This is a genomic window from Streptomyces sp. NPDC090021 (genome assembly GCF_044748225.1).
Lineage (GTDB): Bacteria > Actinomycetota > Actinomycetes > Streptomycetales > Streptomycetaceae > Streptomyces.
Genome location: NZ_JBIVFO010000053.1, coordinates 1 through 15,009, shown reverse-complemented (window position 1 = coordinate 15,009; position 15,009 = coordinate 1). Strand labels below are relative to the sequence as shown.

Here is a 15,009-nt window from a genome sequence, read left to right as displayed (position 1 = left end):
GCCGCGACGTCCGGAACGAAACCGACCAACTGTGCTGCGATGATGTGTTCGACATCGTCGCTGAGGGGAGCCCCTGCATGGGCAGAGTCGGGACCGCACTGCGGGAACTGCGCGGGGCGCAGAAGTCGGCGAAGGGGGTGTCGCTCTACTCACGGTTCGTGAACCGGCCCACCGGGCGCTACCTGGCCGCCGGCTCCTACGCCCTCGGGCTCACCCCGAACCAGGTGACTCTGATCAGCGCCGCCTTCAGCTTCGCCGCGGTGGCCGCGGTCGCGCTGACCGGGCCCTCGTGGGCGCTGGGGCTCGCGGTGTGGGCCGCGCTCGCGGTCGGCTTCGCCTTCGACTCGGCCGACGGGCAGCTGGCCCGGCTGCGCGGCGGCGGCAGTGCCGCCGGCGAGTGGCTGGACCACGTCGTGGACGCCGCCAAGCTCACGGCGCTCCACTCGTGCGTGCTGATCGCGTTCTACCGGTTCCCCGAGGAGTACGGCACGACGGCCGACGGCTGGCTGCTGGTGCCGCTCGGCTTCCAGTTCGCCGCCGTCGTCACCTTCTTCGGCGGCCTGCTGACCGAGAAGCTCAAGCCCAGGCCGGCTCCGGGAAGCCCCGCCGCCGCGCCGTCGACTCTGCGCGCGGTGGCGCTGCTGCCCGTGGACTACGGGGTGTTCTGCCTGGTGTTCCTGCTGCTCGGCGGCGGAAGGCTGTTCACCTGGGCGTACGCCGGACTGGGCGGGGTCGCCACGCTGTTCCTGCTGGCCTTCCTCGCCAAGTGGTTCCGGGAACTCAGCGCCGTTCGCCGGTGACCTGTCCCGGCGCCGGAGCGGGTCCGGCGAGCGCGTCCAGTGCCCGGCGCAGCTGGGTGCTGGAGGTGTGGACGGTGTAGGGGAAGTAGACGACGTCGACGCCGTGGGCGGCGAAGTCCTTCTCCAGCTTGTCGCCCTTGGGGGTGCCGCGCCAGTCGTCGCCCTTGAAGATGACGTCGAAGCGGACCTGCTTCCAGGTCTCCACCTTGTCCGGGACCGTCTCGACGAAGGCGGCGTCCACGTACTTGACGCTGCGCACGATCTCCAGGCGCTCGACGAGCGGGATCATCGGGCGGCGGCCCTTGGCGAGTTCGGCCATCTCGTCGGAGACGACTCCGGCGACCAGGTAGTCACACTGACTTCTGGCGTGCCGAAGAATGTTGAGATGCCCGATATGGAATAGATCGTAGGCACCCGGCGCGTAACCGACTCGATACGGTCGGCGCACAGGCGCTCCAATGTCGGACATGTACCGCTCCGTCATCTCTTCATCCCCAGCGGCCGCACCCCCCGGTGCAGCGGATTAGCAGACAATAGCGTGCACGTTCCGCATCACGCGGGTGAACGAATAGGGTGACGTGCGCATCATCCAGGGGAAGAGGGGACGCTCGGTGTCGAGATCCGGTCAGCGGCGCATGCTGCTGGTTTCCACCAATTACGCTCCGGAACACGCGGGCATCGGCCCGTATGCGACGCAGATCGCGGAGCACTGGGCGGATCTCGGCCACGAGACACACGTCCTCGCCGGCATGCCGCACTACCCGGCGTGGTCGCTCGAACCGGAGTACAGGGGGGCGCTCCGGCGCACGGAACAGCGCGCGGGAGTCACCGTGCACCGGCGCGCGCACACCGTGCCGCCCCGCCAGACCGCCGTGAAGCGGGCCCTGTTCGAAGGATCGATTCTCCTGCACGGCGCCGTGGCACCGCCGCGGATGCCCAGGCCCGACGCGGTGCTCGCCCAGATGCCCAGCCTGGCCGGCGGAGTGCTCGCCGCCCGGCTCGCGGCACGCTGGAAGGTCCCCTACGTCCCCGTGGTCCAGGACCTCATGGGCGCCGCCGCCGCGCAGAGCGGGATCAGCGGCGGCGACAAGGCGGCCGCGATCGCCGGCCGCGCCGAGGCGTACGCCCTCAAGCGGGCCACCCTCGTCGGCGTCATCCACGAGACCTTCGTGGAACGGGTCGTCGGCATGGGCGTGGACCCCGGCCGGATCCGCCTGGTCCCCAACTGGTCCCACGTGCCCAAGCCGACCAGGCCGCGCGGCGAGACCCGCCGCCACCTGGGCTGGGGACCCGGCGAGACCGTCGTCCTGCACTCCGGGAACATGGGCCTCAAGCAGGGACTCGAAGTCCTGGTGGGCGCCGCCCGGCTGGACCCGAAGGTCCGTTTCGTCCTGATGGGCGACGGCAGTCAGCGCTCCGCGCTCGCGGACCTCTCCGCGGACGTACCGAATCTGGACATCATCCCCCCTGCCGCCGACGGCGAGTTCCCGGATATCCTCGCGGCGGCGGACGTTCTCGCGGTCACACAGCACGCCGCCGTGCTGGACATGAGTGTCCCGTCGAAGCTGACCTCCTACTTCCAGACCGGCCGGCCCGTCGTCGCCTCCGTGGCGGCGGAGGGCGGGACGGCCCAGGAGGTGGAGCGCTCGGGCGCAGGGGTGCTCGTACCGCCGGAGGACCCCGAGGCCCTGCTGAAGGCCGTACGGGCCCTGGCGGAGGACCCCGAGGGCGCGGACGCACTGGGAGCGGCCGGACCCCGCCACGTAGCGGCGCACCTGAGCCGTGAAGCGGGCCTGGCCCGCATCGACGCACTGATGGACGAAGCACTTGGGGGAACCCGGCCGTGATCGAGACGAACCGCCCGGCAGCGGCACCGGCCGACGACGAACCCGACCTCCTCAGGGACCAGTTCCGGCAGCTCCTGCGCTACCGCAGACTGATCGGCGCGGGCATCGCCGTCGGCCTGCTGGGCGGCGTCTACCTCGGCATATCCACCGCCGACACCTACGTCGCCACCGCCGACATCGTGCTGCGCGCGCCCACCGACGACCCGTTCAACCCGAGCCTCGCCCCCGACAAGGCGATCAACGTCGGCTCCGAGCGCCAGGTCGCGCTCAGCTCCTCCACCGCCAACGAGGCGGCGAAGAAGCTCGGGGTGTCCGCCAAGGACTTCGCCGCCCTGCGCTCCGGCCTGCAGGTGACCAACCCGCCCCAGACCCTGGTGCTGCGCTTCACCTACACCGCGGACTCCGCCAAGGAGGCCGCCAAGCGCGCCAACGCCATGAGCGAGGCCTACCTCCTCAAGCGGCAGGAGTCCCTCGACGCCACCCGCGACAAGATGGTCAAGGGCTACAAGGACCAGCGCGACCCGGTCGCCAAGAACCTCGACGAGCTCTCCAAGGAGATCGCCCGGATGCCCGCCGGCGCCGGACGCGACGCGGCCGGCTCCGCCAAGACCGACCTGCAGAGCGAGGTCGGCGGCTACAACAGCAAGATCACCAAGCTTGAGGCCCTCGACATGACCCCGGGCCGCGTCACCAGCGCCGCGACCCCGCCCACCGCCACCGACGGCCCCGGCATCGTCATGTCCCTCGCGCTCGGCGCGGCCGTGGGCCTCGCCCTCGGCCTGCTGGCCGCCTGGGTCCGGCTGGTCTTCGACCCGGCGCCCCGCTCCGAGGGCGACGTGGCCCGCGCCCTGCGCGCCCCCGTACTGGGCTACCTGCCGCGGGACCGGACGGGCGGCGGGCCGCTGCTCGCCGCCGGTGAGGCCGACCCCCGGCTCGCCGAGGAGTACCGCTCGGTGGCCTTCCGCCTCGCCTACGACTCCCGCTTCGCCGACCGGCGCCGGCTCCTCGTCGTCGCACCCCGCGGCAGCAGCGAGACCGCCGCCGCGGTGGCCGTCAACCTCGCCGCCTCCTTCGCGGAGACCGGCAAGGACGTCCTGCTCATCGAGGCCGACCTGCGCACGCCGGTGCTGGCCAGCCAGTTGCCGACGGACGCCGGTGGCCGCCCCCGCTGGAGCCAGGGCCAGGGCGGTGCGCCCGCACCCGGGCGCCATTCCGACTCCGAGTGGCCCGACGGGCGCCAGCTCGTCGTGGACGCCGGCGAGTCCGGCTCCTTCGACCTCATCCCGGGCGACCGGGCGCGCAACGTGCCGCGTGCGCTGACCTCCGCCCGCGCCACCCGGCTGATCTCCGAGGCCGACGCCCCCAACTCCACCGTCGTCGTGCTCGCCCCGCCCGTGCTCTCGTACGCCGACGCCCTCGCCCTCGTCGACCGTGTCGACGGCGTCCTGGTCGTCAGCGACCCGCGCGCCATCCACCGCACCGACCTCATCCGGATCCGCGAACTCATCAGCGGCGCCGGCGGCACCGTGCTCGGCGCGGTGCTGCACGCTCCGCTGCCCGGCGAGAAGCGCAGCAAGAACAAGGGCAAGGGCGGCACGACCGCGGCCGGTCCGGCGCCCGCGAAGCCGGGGAACTCCGTACCGCAGCCCCAGCCGATCCCCTACGAGGTGGCCGAGCCCGAGCAGCACATCCCCGGTGACGGCACCGACACCGTCGCGCTGCGCACCGTGCGCATGGGCCGCAGGTGAGCCGACGCGGCCTCGCCGCCGTCGCCTCGGTCCTGGACCAGGCCGCCTCCAGCGCCACCAACATCCTGGTGCTGGTGCTGGCCGCACGGCTGTCGTCGGCCTCCGCCTTCGCCGACTTCTCGATGGTGTACGTGACCTTCAGCGTGCTCCTCGGGCTGAACATGGCCTACGTCGGCCAGAGCCTCGTCCTGGAGAAGGGCGAGGGGCTCGCCGCGGCCTGCCGTTCGGCCACCGGCTTCACGGGAGCCGCGTCGGCCGCCGCGGGCGTACTGCTCGCGGTGGTGGGCCTGGCACTCCCCGGGGCCACCGGGCGGGCCTTCCTCGCGCTGGGCCTCGTGCTGCCGCTGGTGCTTCTCCAGGACGGGCTGCGCTACTGCTTCTCCGCGCTGCGCGCCCCCGAGCGGGCGCTGGCCGCGGACGCGCTGCGGCTGGTGTGCGTGGTCGCGGCGCTGGCCCTGCAGCCCGAAGGGGCCTCGGCGGGGCGGCTGGTGCTGGCGTGGGGCCTCTCCGCGCTGCCCGCGCTGGGGCTCGGCCTGTGGCTGCTGCGGCCGTACGTCCACGGCTCCCGCGCGGATCTGCGGCCGTACCTGCGCCGCGGGCATCTCGGGCAGCGGTTCGTGGTCGAGTTCGCGGTGGGCAACGGCTCCAGCCAGCTCGCCGTGCTGGGCCTCGGCGTCTTCGCCACGCCGCTGGCCGTCGGTGCGCTGCGGGGTGCGACCACCCTGTTCGGGCCGCTGAACGTGCTGTTCAACTCTGCGAACGCCTTCGGGCCGCCGGTGCTCGGGCGGCTCGCCGGCAAGCGCGCCACGGTGCGGGCGACGGCGGCGCTGGGCCTGGTGCTGGCCGCGGTCGGCGCGGGCTGGGCGGCGGCCCTGTACCTGCTGCCGGACCGGCTGGGCCGGGAACTGCTCGGCGACACCTGGGCGTCGGCGTCCGCGCTGCTGCCGGCGACGGGGGCGCAGTACGCGGTGATGGGGCTGGGGACGTGTGCGCTGCTCACCCTGCGGGTGCTCGCCCCGAAGGCCACGCTCTCGCTGCAGGTGGTCTTCTCGCTGCTGTCCGTGGGACTGCTGCTGGGCGGGTACGCGGTGTGGGGTGTGGCGGGCGCCGCGTGGGGCCTGGCGGCCGGCTCCGCGATCAAGGCCCTGGCCGCCTGGCTTCGGGTCGCCCGCCTGGACCCCGCTGCTCCGCAGCCCGACGAGCCCCGGCGGGCGGCCGCCCCCGCGGCCTGACCGCTGCGCGGGCCCCGCTCCCCTTCCCCGGGCTCCGCCCGGACCCGGTCCTCAAGCGCCGGACGGGCTGAAAGCATCGGGCTCCGCCCGGACCCCGCACCACAATCCCCGGCGAGGCCGCACGCATCGGCCTCCGCCCAGACTCCGCGCCACAATCCCCGGCAACGCCGCAAGCACCGGGCTACCCCCGGACCTCGCGCCGCAATCCCCGGCGAGGCCACAAGCATCGGGCTCCGCCCGGACCCGGCGCCGCAAGCACCGGGCTACCCCCGGACCCCGCACCACAATCCCCGGCGAGGCTGCAATGTCGGCCTCGCCGACCTGTGCAGGGAAGCCGGGGCGAACAAGCCCGGCCCCGCCCGGGGCCCCTCCCAGCGGTAGCTGGGGGAGGTTGCGGCCCGGGGTCCGGGGCGGAGCCCCGTTCTTTCGGCCCCGTCGGCGATCGAGGCGCGGGGCGGTGTCCCCGCAACGGGCCGCGCGTCAGCGGAGGGTGGTGGCCTTGTCCGTGCGGTGGGTCGCGACCAGCGCCAGGCAGAGGGCCGCGATCGCCACGCGTCCCGACGCCTGGAGCAGCGGTCCGCGCAGCAGGATGAAGGAGTAGCCCGCGACCAGCGGGACGACCACCGAGATGAGGCTCCCCGGCGGTGACCGCCGCGTGGCCCGTTTCGCGTACCGCCGGTCGACGCGCGCGGCGGCGTACCCCATGCCCAGCAGGCCGGCGCCCATCCCCAGCGGCCCGAAGTCCAGCCACAGCTCCGCCCAGATCGGCGAGGAGAGGTTGGTGTTGACCGTGCCCATCCACTGGCCGACCATCACGCCGGTGTCCCTCGGCTTGCCCTCCCAGACCGACCGCGGCACCGCGAAGAAGATCGACCCGGCCAGCTGGCGCCCGTAGAAGTGCCCCGGGCCCGACTCCGAGAAGGTGATGGTGTTCGCGAACATGCCGATCTGGTCGTAGTCCTTGAGCGCCATCGGCTCCAGGAACGACGTGGTCTCCACCGGCCGGTAGTTCTTCTCGTCGTAGCGGAAGCGGTCCGCGAACGGGAAGATCAGGAGGGCGACGACCACCGCCATCGAGAGCGCCACCCGGTACATCGCCGCGCTCACCGGGAAGACGGTGAACAGCAGCGCGAACATGACCGTCAGGAACCAGTACCGCGGATTCGAGATCGGGTTGTTGACGATCAGGTTGAGTCCGGCGAGCGCCGCCCACGTGACGATGACCGACACCTTGCGGCGGGCGAACTTCGACGTGATCAGCCAGCGGGTGTAGAGGAGCAGCGCCAGCAGCGCCGGCACGGTGCCGAAGCCGCGCAGCAGCGCCTGGCCGGCCTGGCCGTCGCCGTTGGAGACGCCCGCCTCCTCGATACCGGCGATGATCTCCTGACGGCTGGAGAAGAACACCGCGGGGCCGCCCAGCTTCATGATGAAGGCGGCGCTGCACAGGAACGACAGACCCGCCAGCAGCTGGAGCCGGCGCCGGTGCGCCATGACGGGCCTCGACGCCTTCTGGGAGCCGCCCGCGCGCTCGGCCGGCCGGTGCCGGGCCAGCAGCACGCCCACGTCGAACGCCGTGCAGCCGAGCAGCACCAGCCCGACGGCGGCGGTCAGGTCGGAACGCGGGCCGACGACCGGCGTCGGCACCTGCCCGAGGACGGCCTGTGCGAGCGGGGCCACGCCCATGGCCATGTAGACGAAGAGCCAGAAGGAGCCCTGGAGGAGCTTGCGGCGGCTGGTGAGCACCATCGCCGAGAGGCGTGCGCCCGCGTACATGGTGAGCAGGAGCTGCAGCCAGAAGGCCGCGTCGCGGACGCCCGCGCCCGTCTGGACGGCGACGAACAGCGGCAGGAAGACGGTGAACCCGAGCGCGAGCGGTACGGACAGCGCCCGGGAGAGCAGCGTGCGCGGGAGGGTTTCCCGGCCCCACGTGCTCTCGTCCTCGAAGGGGGACGGAACGACCGGCCGGGCCGACGCTGCGAAGGGCTTGCGTATGTCCGTCGTCACTGCCGCCCCCACCCGATGTGCCTGGTCCGCGCGCAGTCTAGTCTGAGCGGGCCGCGCCCGGGGAGGCCGCGGCCGAGAGCACGATGGGGGCATCTGTTGCGTGACCTTCCTTCCTTCACGCTGGCCGGGTACGACAAGGGGCGCGGGCTGCTGACGCAGGCGCTCTGGTTCGCCGTGATGAACACGGTGTTCATGGCCTGGTTCTGTCCGGCCCGGCTGCGCGTCTCGCTGCTGCGGGCCTTCGGGGCGAAGATCGGCGAGGGCGTGCTGATCCGGCACAGGGTCCGCGTGCTGTGGCCGTGGAAGCTCACCGTCGGGGACCACGCGTGGATCGGCGAGGGCGTCTGGGTGCTGAACCTGGAGCCGGTGACCATCGGTTCGCACGTGTGCCTCTCGCAGGAGGCCATGCTGTGCACCGGCTCGCACGACCACCGGGCCGCCGACTTCCGCTACCGCAACGCCCCGATCACCGTCGAGGACGGCGCCTGGGTGGCGGTACGGGCCACCGTGCTCGCCGGGGTGACCGTCGGCCGGTGCGCCGTCGCGGGCGCGGGGGCCGTCGTGCACAAGGACCTGCCGGAACTGACGCTGCAGACCCAGGACGGGCGTCGCCGCCCGGTGGAGGAGCCCAAGTGAGTGCCGCGATGAGAGTCCTGCACGCCGTCACCCTGCACTCCCCCTCGCACGCCTTCGGCGGCCCGGTGCGGGTCGCGCTGAACCTGGCGAAGGGACTGCGGGCCCGCGGTCACGAGGCGCGGCTGCTGGCGCTGGGCGACGGCTTCGACGCATGGCCCTCATCCGTGGAGGGTGTGCCGGCGAAGCTGTTCCCGGCCCGTCGGCTGCTCCCCCTCGGATTCAGCGGCATGACCTCGCCGGCGCTGCTGGCCTCGGCCGGCCGTCTGGTGCGCGATGCCGACGTGGTGCACGTCCACCTGGCGCGTGACCTGGTGACCCTGCCGGTGGCGCTGGCGGCGCTGCGCGCGGGCAAGCCGCTGGTGCTCCAGACCCACGGGATGGTGGACCCGAGCGAGAAGCTCCTGGCGAAGGTGCTGGACGCGGTGGCGGTACGCCGGCTGCTGCGCGGCGCCGACACCGTGCTGTACCTGACCCCGCACGAGCGGGAGGGCCTGGACGCGGTGGTCGGCGCACCGCTGGCGAACGCGGTCCGGCTGGTCAACGGGACCCCGGCGCAGGAGGAGCGGCCCGCGCCCGAGGGGGCACCGCGCATCCTGTACTCCGCGCGCCTGCAGGCCCGTAAGCGGCCGGTGGACTTCGTGGACGCCGCCCCGGCGGTCCTCGCGCAGCACCCGGACGCGCATTTCGTGGTCGCGGGGCCGGACGAGGGCGAGCTGGGGGCCGTACGCGCCCGGATCGGGGCGCTGGGCCTGACGGACCGGTTCACGGTCCCCGGGGCGCTGTCGGGCGAGCAGGTGCTCGCGGAGCTGCGCCGGGCCCACGTCTACGTCCTGCCCTCGGTGGACGAGCCGTTCCCGATGTCCGTCCTGGAGGCCCTCGCGGTGGGCGTCCCCTCGGTGGTGACGCACTCCAACGGCCTGGCCCGGGACATCGCGCGGGCGGGAGCCGGCCGCGCGGTCGACCCCGGTCCCGCGGGCGTGGCCGCCGCGGTCCTGGACCTGCTGGATCCGGCGGCGAACCGCGGGGCCTCGCTGGCGGCGCGCGCGCTGGCCGACGGGTCGTTCTCCATGGACGCGGTCCTCGACACGCTGCTGCCGGTGTACGGGGCGGCGCTGGGCCGCTGAGGCCGGGCCTCAGATGACGTCCCGGCGGTGTTCCTCCACCACGGGGATCGCGCCCGTCGCCCGGCGCCTGCGGTAGATGCTGGTGTAGACGGCGAGGCCGATCCCGCCCACCGCCATCATGATCAGGCCGACCAGGTCGAGGTTGACGCTCTCCATCTCCCAGTCGCCGGCGAAGGTGAGTACGGCGCCCACCACGATCAGGCCCATGCATCCGCCGATGCCCATGGGTCCGCCTTCCGGCGCGGTGACTGTGACTGTGACCGCGCGGCTACCCCGCCTCCGGGCACGAAAACGCCCCGCAGGGCCGGAAGTCCGGTCCTGCGGGGCGTTTCGCGACTGCGGTGGTGCGGTGCTGCGCTGGTGCTACGCGGGGATCCAGGCGTAGCAGCCGGAGGAGTTGAACTCCGCGGTGCCGGCCGGAATCGTGGCCGTGATCTTGTCACCGGCCTTGGGCGGGGTCTCGGGACCCGAGGCGAGGACGGAGCCGTCCTTGCTCTTGGCCTCCCAGGTGCAGTTCGTGGCCTGGGTCAGCGCGCGGTAATTGCCCGCCGCGGGAGAGGTGCGGGGCCCCTCGGGGAAGCCCTTCTCCGCAGCGGCGAGGACCGGCTTCTGGTCCGGGCACAGGTGCGTGATCGCGTCCTTGGCGCCCCGGATCTCACCGGTGATGATGGCGCCGGTCGCCGCGTCCTTGTCGCGCTTGGCGGTGCGCGCCACCCGCTGGCAGGCCTCCTGGCCCGTCTGCAGCACGGCCGCCGGGTCCATCTTCTCCGGGACCCGGCCGCTCAGGTACTTCTTCTCCTCGGCCGTGAAGCTGCCCGTCTTCGGGGTCAGCTTGGCGTCGGGCAGGACGGGGCCGGTCGGCTTCGCGTCGGGGGCGGGCTCCGACGGGGCCGGGGTGTCCGCCGGGTCGGGTGCCGCCGAGGAGGCCGGGGGCTTCGGCTTCGCCTGGGCGTCGGCGTCGTCCCCGCCCGAACTACAGGCGGTCAGCGTCAGGGCGGCGGCGAGCAGGACAGCGGCCGCTGCGGAGCGTCGGTACATCGGGTGGCTCCCGTACTCAAGGGGGTGTGCGGTGGACCGGGGCCGGATCGAACGGTCCGGCCGTGATCCGTGTGCCCACCCCCGAGGGGGTGTGCACAGGAGTGCGGGGCCCGGCCACGCAGCCGGGCCCCGCATTCCGTCAGGCGGTGCTTCGTGCTACTGCGCGCCGAAGGTGAGCACCAGCTGCGGAGTGCCCTCCGCGGCCGTGGACTCCGAGGACCAGAGCCACAGCGGGTCGCTGCCGTTGCTCGTCAGGCCCAGGCTGTAGCTGCTGCCCAGCACCGCGGTGACCGCGGCGGTGTCCAGCGGGACGTTGTGCACGGCCGAGCCGTCCGGCACGCCCGCGATGCTGCCGAGCGGGGTGGCGCCGAGGGCCGGCTTGGTCTTGAACGTCGTGCTCGCGCCGCTCCAGGTACCGGTGACCGGGACCACGGAGACGGTGTTGGCGGTACCGGCGCTCGCCTGGGTGCTGGTCTTGAACTGCAGCGAGGCGGACTTCAGGACCTGGCCGGCCGGGGCGGCCGGCAGGTCGAAGCGCATGTACGTCTCGTACAGCGAGCCGCTGCCGCGGACGGCGAGCGAGGTGCTGGTGCCGTAGGTGCTGCTCGGGGCGCCCTGGTTGATGTAGGTGTCCTCGGTCGTCTTGACCGTGGAGACCGTGTCGGTGGGAGCCTTGGCCAGGTCGAAGTGGTTCTTGACCTGGGCCTGGGTGAGCGTCGTCGGGTACACGGCGGTCTCGTCGAGCTGACCGGCGAAGAAGTTGCTCGTCGGGCGGGTCGGCCAACCGGAGAGGTTGTCGCCGCCGGCGTGCCAGTAGCCCGCGTAGGTGCCGTTGCTGGTGGCGTTCAGCGAGCCCTTGTTCTGGCCGTCGACGTAGAGCGTGATGCCGCCGGGGCCCTGGGTGCCGACCACGTGGTGCCACTTGTTGTCGTTGTACGTGTCGAACAGGCCGGTGGAGACCGTCCGGGTCGAGCCGTTGTAGACGCCGAACACCAGGCGACCGGTGTTGGTCATGTAGATGTGGCGGTCGTTGGAGCCGCTGTTGCGCGTGGTGTTGTTGCCGAAGCCGATCAGCTTGCCGCCGCGCGTGGTGTTGGTCTTGAACCAGGTCTCGATGGTGAAGGTGTTGCCGACCGTCTGGCGGCGGTCGCTGTGCACCTTCTGGCTCTTGCCGTTGAAGCCCATGGCGTTACTGCCGGGGACCGCGCCGGGCGACTGCTTCAGGGCGGGGGCGTTGACCTGGATGCCGCTGCGGTTGCCGGACACCGAGGAGTCGGCGACGTACGGGCTGACCACGTCGTCGTAGCGCCAGTACAGCTCGGCGCCGTCGGTGCGGACCTGGTTCGGGTAGGACTGGACCGAGGTCGGGACGGTCACCTTGGTGGTGGCCGACAGGGCGCTGGTGTTGCCGGCGGCGTCGGTCGCGGTCACCCGGTAGGAGTACGACTGTCCGGCCTTGACGGTGGTGTCGTTCCAGGAGGCCTGCGGGCGCTCCCATTCCAGCGAGCTCGCGGTGACGGTGGCGGCCGGGGTGGCCGAGCCGTTGCGGTAGATGCGGTACGTCAGCTTGCTGTCGTCCGCGTCGTAGCTGGTCCGCCAGCGGACCTGGACCTCGCCGGGCTTGACGCTGGAGGCGCTGGCCACCGGGGTGGTCGGGGCGCCGACGTCGCCGGTGGAGGCGAAGCGGGTCAGAGCCTGCTGGGCCTTGCCGTTGATGAGGGTGAACTCACCGCCGACCCACATGTACTTCACGTCGTTCTTCTCGGCCACCGCCATCACGCGCGGGCCGATGCCCTCGCCGAGACCGTCGTTGGCCGTGGGGTGCCAGCCGAGCTTGCCCGGGCCGCGCACGAACCCGTCCACGGGCGCGGGGGCGGAGCCTTCGTGGTTGGTCGGCTGGGCGAGCAGGAAGTGGCGCTTGCCGTCGGGGAACTCCTGCTCGGTGGAGCAGTCGTGCGCGTGCGAGGAGCTGTAGAGGACGCCCTCGTACGGCAGGACGAACTGCGTGGCACCGAGGCAGCGGTCGCGCCACTTCTCGGTGAAGTCGCTCAGGCGCAGGCCGATGCGGCCGTCGAAGACGCCGCCGCCGGAGCCCTCGTTGCCCGTGTAGAAGCCGGTGTCGTCGGTGGAGATGTCCTTGACGACGGAGTTCGACGGGATGTTGCTGTAGGTCTTCTTCACGGCGCCGGACATGGCGTCGACGACGGCCAGCGCGTGGCTGTTGGCGTTGTTGATCGTGAAGAAGTCGCCGCCGAGCAGGACGTTCTTGCCGTCGGGGGTGACCTCGATTGCCCGGCCCGGCTCGTCGGCGTCGGCCTTGAAGGGCTTGAGCGCCCCGGAGGAGGCGTCCACTGCGGCGAACCGCTGACGGGTCTGGCCCTCGACGGTGTTGAAGTCGCCGGCCACGTACAGGGTGTCGTCTGTGACGGCGAGTCCGCGCACGGTGGCCGGGAAGCCCGGGTGGAAGGCGGCCTTGGGGGTGCAGCTCGCGATGTCGATGGCCGCGACGCTGGAGACCGGGGTGCCGTTGACGGCCCCGAAGTAGCCACCCGCGTAGAGGGTCTTCTTGTCCTTCGAGACGACCAGCGTGCGCACCGTCGCGGTGCCGTCGCCGATGGTGAAGGCCAGCTTGCAGGAGGTGGGGTTGCCCGTCGCGGCGTCGAGCGCGACGAAGTTCACGGCCTCCCGCTCGGCGCCCGCCACACCCTCGGGCGGACGGACGGCGGAGAAGGTTCCGCCGGCGAAGACGGTGCCCTCGGCCTGGGCCATCGCCCAGACGATGCCGTCCGGCTGCCAGGTCGGCAGCTGGTCGGCGGTGAATGCCACCGGAGCCGTGATGGCGGACGCCTGCGGCATCAGCACCAGGCCTATACCGGTGCCCGCACCGGCCAGTGACAGTACGAGGGCGGCAGTCAGCCCTCTTGATCTACGCATGAGCCCCCCAGGGCAATCGCCCGGTTTGATGGCTGGAACTATCCGAACAGCCATATGTATCTGGCGCAGACTAGGGCTCACGCGGGGGCCTGGTCACCTCCCTTGACCCATTGCATACCAACTTGGAATCAAAGGTTCAGCATGGAGGGTGCACTAGGGACATACGGCACGTTTGCCCCGGCCACACTGGCATGGAACCGCCCGCGTGACCGGAACACGGCAAATCGTAGGGGAAATATAAGCCCTCAGCGGTCGATGCGGACCGTCACGCCCGCCAGTTGGTCCTCGACCTGACGGATGTCGGCGTCCACCATGATCTGAGCAAGTTCGGCCACCAGCACCGACGGCTTCCAGCCAAGCAGCTCCTGCGCCTTGGAAGCGTCGCCGATAAGGGCGTCGACCTCGCTGGGGCGCTCGTACTTGGCGTCGTACCGCACGTGCTCGGTCCAGTCGAGGCCGGCGTGCGAGAAGGACGACTCGACGAACTCCCTTACGGTGGCGGCCACACCGGTGGCGACGACGTAGTCGGTGGGCTCGTCCTGCTGCAGCATCCGCCACATGGCGTCGACGTACTCGGGGGCGTAGCCCCAGTCGCGGACGGCGTCGAGGTTGCCGAGGTAAAGGTGGTCCTGCAGACCGGCCTTGATCCGGGCGACCGCGCGGGTGATCTTGCGGGTCACGAAGGTCTCGCCACGGCGCGGGGACTCGTGGTTGAAGAGGATCCCGTTGACGGCGAACATGTCGTACGCCTCACGGTAGTTCACCGTGGTCCAGTACGCGAAGACCTTCGCGGCGCCGTAGGGGCTGCGCGGGTGGAACGGGGTCTGCTCGTTCTGCGGCGGCGGGGTGGACCCGAACATCTCCGAGGACGAGGCCTGGTAGATGCGGGTGTCGACACCGCTGGCCCGGATGGCCTCCAGCAGCCGCAGCGCGCCGAGACCGGTCACGTCGCCCGTGTAGAGCGGGGCGTCGAAGGAGACGCGGACGTGGGACTGGGCGCCGAGGTTGTAGACCTCGTCGGGGCGTATGCCGCGGAGCAGGTTCACCAGCGCGACGCCGTCGGAGAGGTCGGCGTGGTGCAGGACGAAGGACCGGTTGGCCGTCTGCGGGTCCTGGTAGATGTGGTCAACCCGCTCCGTGTTGAAGCTGGAGGACCGCCGCACGAGACCGTGCACCGTGTAGCCCTTGGAGAGCAGGAGCTCGGCAAGGTACGAGCCGTCCTGTCCGGTGACTCCGGTGATCAGTGCGGTCTTGCCCATGGGGTCCCCTTGTCGGTGGTTGCTGTGTGTCGTTGTGCTGCGTCGCCTCGCGGCGGGTGCGGAGCGGGCCCTGCGGGGCGGCGCACCGAGCGGTCGGGCCGCGGTCGGGCGGCTGGATGCGTACCGTACACGGCCGCCCGCAGGCGCCCCCTGCGGGGCGTCCGCCGCTCTGTGCTGCGGACGCCGTCCGGTAGGCCTCCGGTTCCGGAGCCGGCCGCCGCCCCGGCAGGGCCGGGAGCCGCGTATCGCCCGTTGGGCAGCACCGGCTCCGCCCGGGCCCGGGCTGCGGCCGGCCACCGCTCCTGACCGGGCGACGCCCCGGGGCGTCGCCCGGGGAGGGGGGGGGGGCGGCCCCGCGGGTTGCACCCGGACCGGGGGCCCGGCGGC

General features: G+C 72.2%; 12 protein-coding genes. 6 read left to right on the top strand and 6 right to left on the bottom strand.

Translation table 11 applies throughout. The features are described from left to right. Nucleotides 1–77: 77 nt before the first annotated feature. Nucleotides 78–800, top strand: coding sequence for a CDP-alcohol phosphatidyltransferase family protein (locus ACIPXC_RS31270; RefSeq protein WP_401624770.1), 723 nt, complete (start codon nt 78–80; stop codon nt 798–800). Here ACIPXC_RS31270 and ACIPXC_RS31265 read toward each other — a convergent pair. After that, a complete protein-coding gene (locus ACIPXC_RS31265) occupies nt 781–1,269 on the bottom strand; it encodes an adenylyltransferase/cytidyltransferase family protein (protein WP_401624768.1) in 489 nt (162 codons plus the stop codon). The genes ACIPXC_RS31270 and ACIPXC_RS31265 overlap by 20 nt on opposite strands. Before the next feature lie 166 nt (nt 1,270–1,435). Here ACIPXC_RS31265 and ACIPXC_RS31260 point away from each other — a divergent pair, with 166 nt between their 5' ends. Genes ACIPXC_RS31260 through ACIPXC_RS31250 form a run of 3 tightly spaced genes read left to right on the top strand, consistent with a single transcriptional unit; the run spans nt 1,436 to nt 5,627 of the window. Further along, nucleotides 1,436–2,647, top strand: a complete 1,212-nt coding sequence (locus ACIPXC_RS31260; protein ID WP_401624817.1) for a glycosyltransferase family 4 protein — start codon at nt 1,436–1,438, stop codon at nt 2,645–2,647. After that, complete coding sequence (locus tag ACIPXC_RS31255; RefSeq protein ID WP_401624766.1) at nt 2,644–4,395, top strand: lipopolysaccharide biosynthesis protein; 1,752 nt, start codon at nt 2,644–2,646, stop codon at nt 4,393–4,395. Before ACIPXC_RS31260 ends, ACIPXC_RS31255 begins: the two co-directional genes overlap by 4 nt. Next, the gene (locus ACIPXC_RS31250) at nt 4,392–5,627 is read left to right on the top strand and encodes a hypothetical protein (protein WP_401624764.1); all 1,236 of its coding nucleotides are present in this window, start codon (nt 4,392–4,394) and stop codon (nt 5,625–5,627) included. The genes ACIPXC_RS31255 and ACIPXC_RS31250 overlap by 4 nt, the downstream gene beginning before the upstream one ends. Nucleotides 5,628–6,107: 480 nt before the next feature. On the opposite strand, the gene ACIPXC_RS31245 is transcribed toward ACIPXC_RS31250, so the two are convergent. After that, complete coding sequence (locus tag ACIPXC_RS31245) at nt 6,108–7,619, bottom strand: hypothetical protein (RefSeq protein WP_401624815.1); 1,512 nt, start codon at nt 7,617–7,619, stop codon at nt 6,108–6,110. 108 nt (nt 7,620–7,727) lie between these two features. Here ACIPXC_RS31245 and ACIPXC_RS31240 point away from each other — a divergent pair, with 108 nt between their 5' ends. Together ACIPXC_RS31240 and ACIPXC_RS31235 are read left to right on the top strand one after the other, a co-directional pair. Further along, the gene (locus ACIPXC_RS31240) at nt 7,728–8,267 is read left to right on the top strand and encodes a WcaF family extracellular polysaccharide biosynthesis acetyltransferase (protein WP_366680148.1); all 540 of its coding nucleotides are present in this window, start codon (nt 7,728–7,730) and stop codon (nt 8,265–8,267) included. 8 nt (nt 8,268–8,275) lie between these two features. Beyond that, the gene (locus tag ACIPXC_RS31235) at nt 8,276–9,391 is read left to right on the top strand and encodes a glycosyltransferase (RefSeq protein WP_401624813.1); all 1,116 of its coding nucleotides are present in this window, start codon (nt 8,276–8,278) and stop codon (nt 9,389–9,391) included. Nucleotides 9,392–9,400: 9 nt separating this feature from the next. On the opposite strand, the gene ACIPXC_RS31230 is transcribed toward ACIPXC_RS31235, so the two are convergent. The 4 genes from ACIPXC_RS31230 to gmd all read right to left on the bottom strand — a co-directional run bounded on the left by ACIPXC_RS31230 (nt 9,401) and on the right by gmd (nt 14,622). Next, entirely contained in the window at nt 9,401–9,616 is a 216-nt protein-coding gene (locus ACIPXC_RS31230; RefSeq protein ID WP_401624761.1) for a hypothetical protein, read from the bottom strand. Between the two features lie 138 nt (nt 9,617–9,754). After that, a complete protein-coding gene (locus ACIPXC_RS31225) occupies nt 9,755–10,429 on the bottom strand; it encodes a hypothetical protein (RefSeq protein WP_401624759.1) in 675 nt (224 codons plus the stop codon). Between the two features lie 156 nt (nt 10,430–10,585). Then, nucleotides 10,586–13,363 carry a DNRLRE domain-containing protein gene (locus ACIPXC_RS31220; RefSeq protein WP_401624757.1) on the bottom strand — a complete coding sequence of 926 codons (2,778 nt, stop codon included), beginning with the start codon at nt 13,361–13,363 and terminating at the stop codon, nt 10,586–10,588. 245 nt (nt 13,364–13,608) lie between these two features. Continuing rightward, complete coding sequence (gene gmd / locus ACIPXC_RS31215; RefSeq protein ID WP_401624755.1) at nt 13,609–14,622, bottom strand: GDP-mannose 4,6-dehydratase; 1,014 nt, start codon at nt 14,620–14,622, stop codon at nt 13,609–13,611. Nucleotides 14,623–15,009: the final 387 nt, after the last annotated feature.

Bases quoted from the DNA above. Each gene is read 5' to 3' on its own strand.
- ACIPXC_RS31235 (WP_401624813.1), top strand. From the start codon at position 8,276: ATGAGAGTCCTGCACGCCGTCACCCTGCACTCCCCCTCGCACGCCTTC.
- ACIPXC_RS31260 (WP_401624817.1), top strand. From the start codon at position 1,436: ATGCTGCTGGTTTCCACCAATTACGCTCCGGAACACGCGGGCATCGGC.
- ACIPXC_RS31265 (WP_401624768.1), bottom strand. From the start codon at position 1,269: ATGTCCGACATTGGAGCGCCTGTGCGCCGACCGTATCGAGTCGGTTAC.
- ACIPXC_RS31270 (WP_401624770.1), top strand. From the start codon at position 78: ATGGGCAGAGTCGGGACCGCACTGCGGGAACTGCGCGGGGCGCAGAAG.
- ACIPXC_RS31220 (WP_401624757.1), bottom strand. From the start codon at position 13,363: ATGCGTAGATCAAGAGGGCTGACTGCCGCCCTCGTACTGTCACTGGCC.
- ACIPXC_RS31230 (WP_401624761.1), bottom strand. From the start codon at position 9,616: ATGGGCATCGGCGGATGCATGGGCCTGATCGTGGTGGGCGCCGTACTC.
- gmd (WP_401624755.1), bottom strand. From the start codon at position 14,622: ATGGGCAAGACCGCACTGATCACCGGAGTCACCGGACAGGACGGCTCG.
- ACIPXC_RS31225 (WP_401624759.1), bottom strand. From the start codon at position 10,429: ATGTACCGACGCTCCGCAGCGGCCGCTGTCCTGCTCGCCGCCGCCCTG.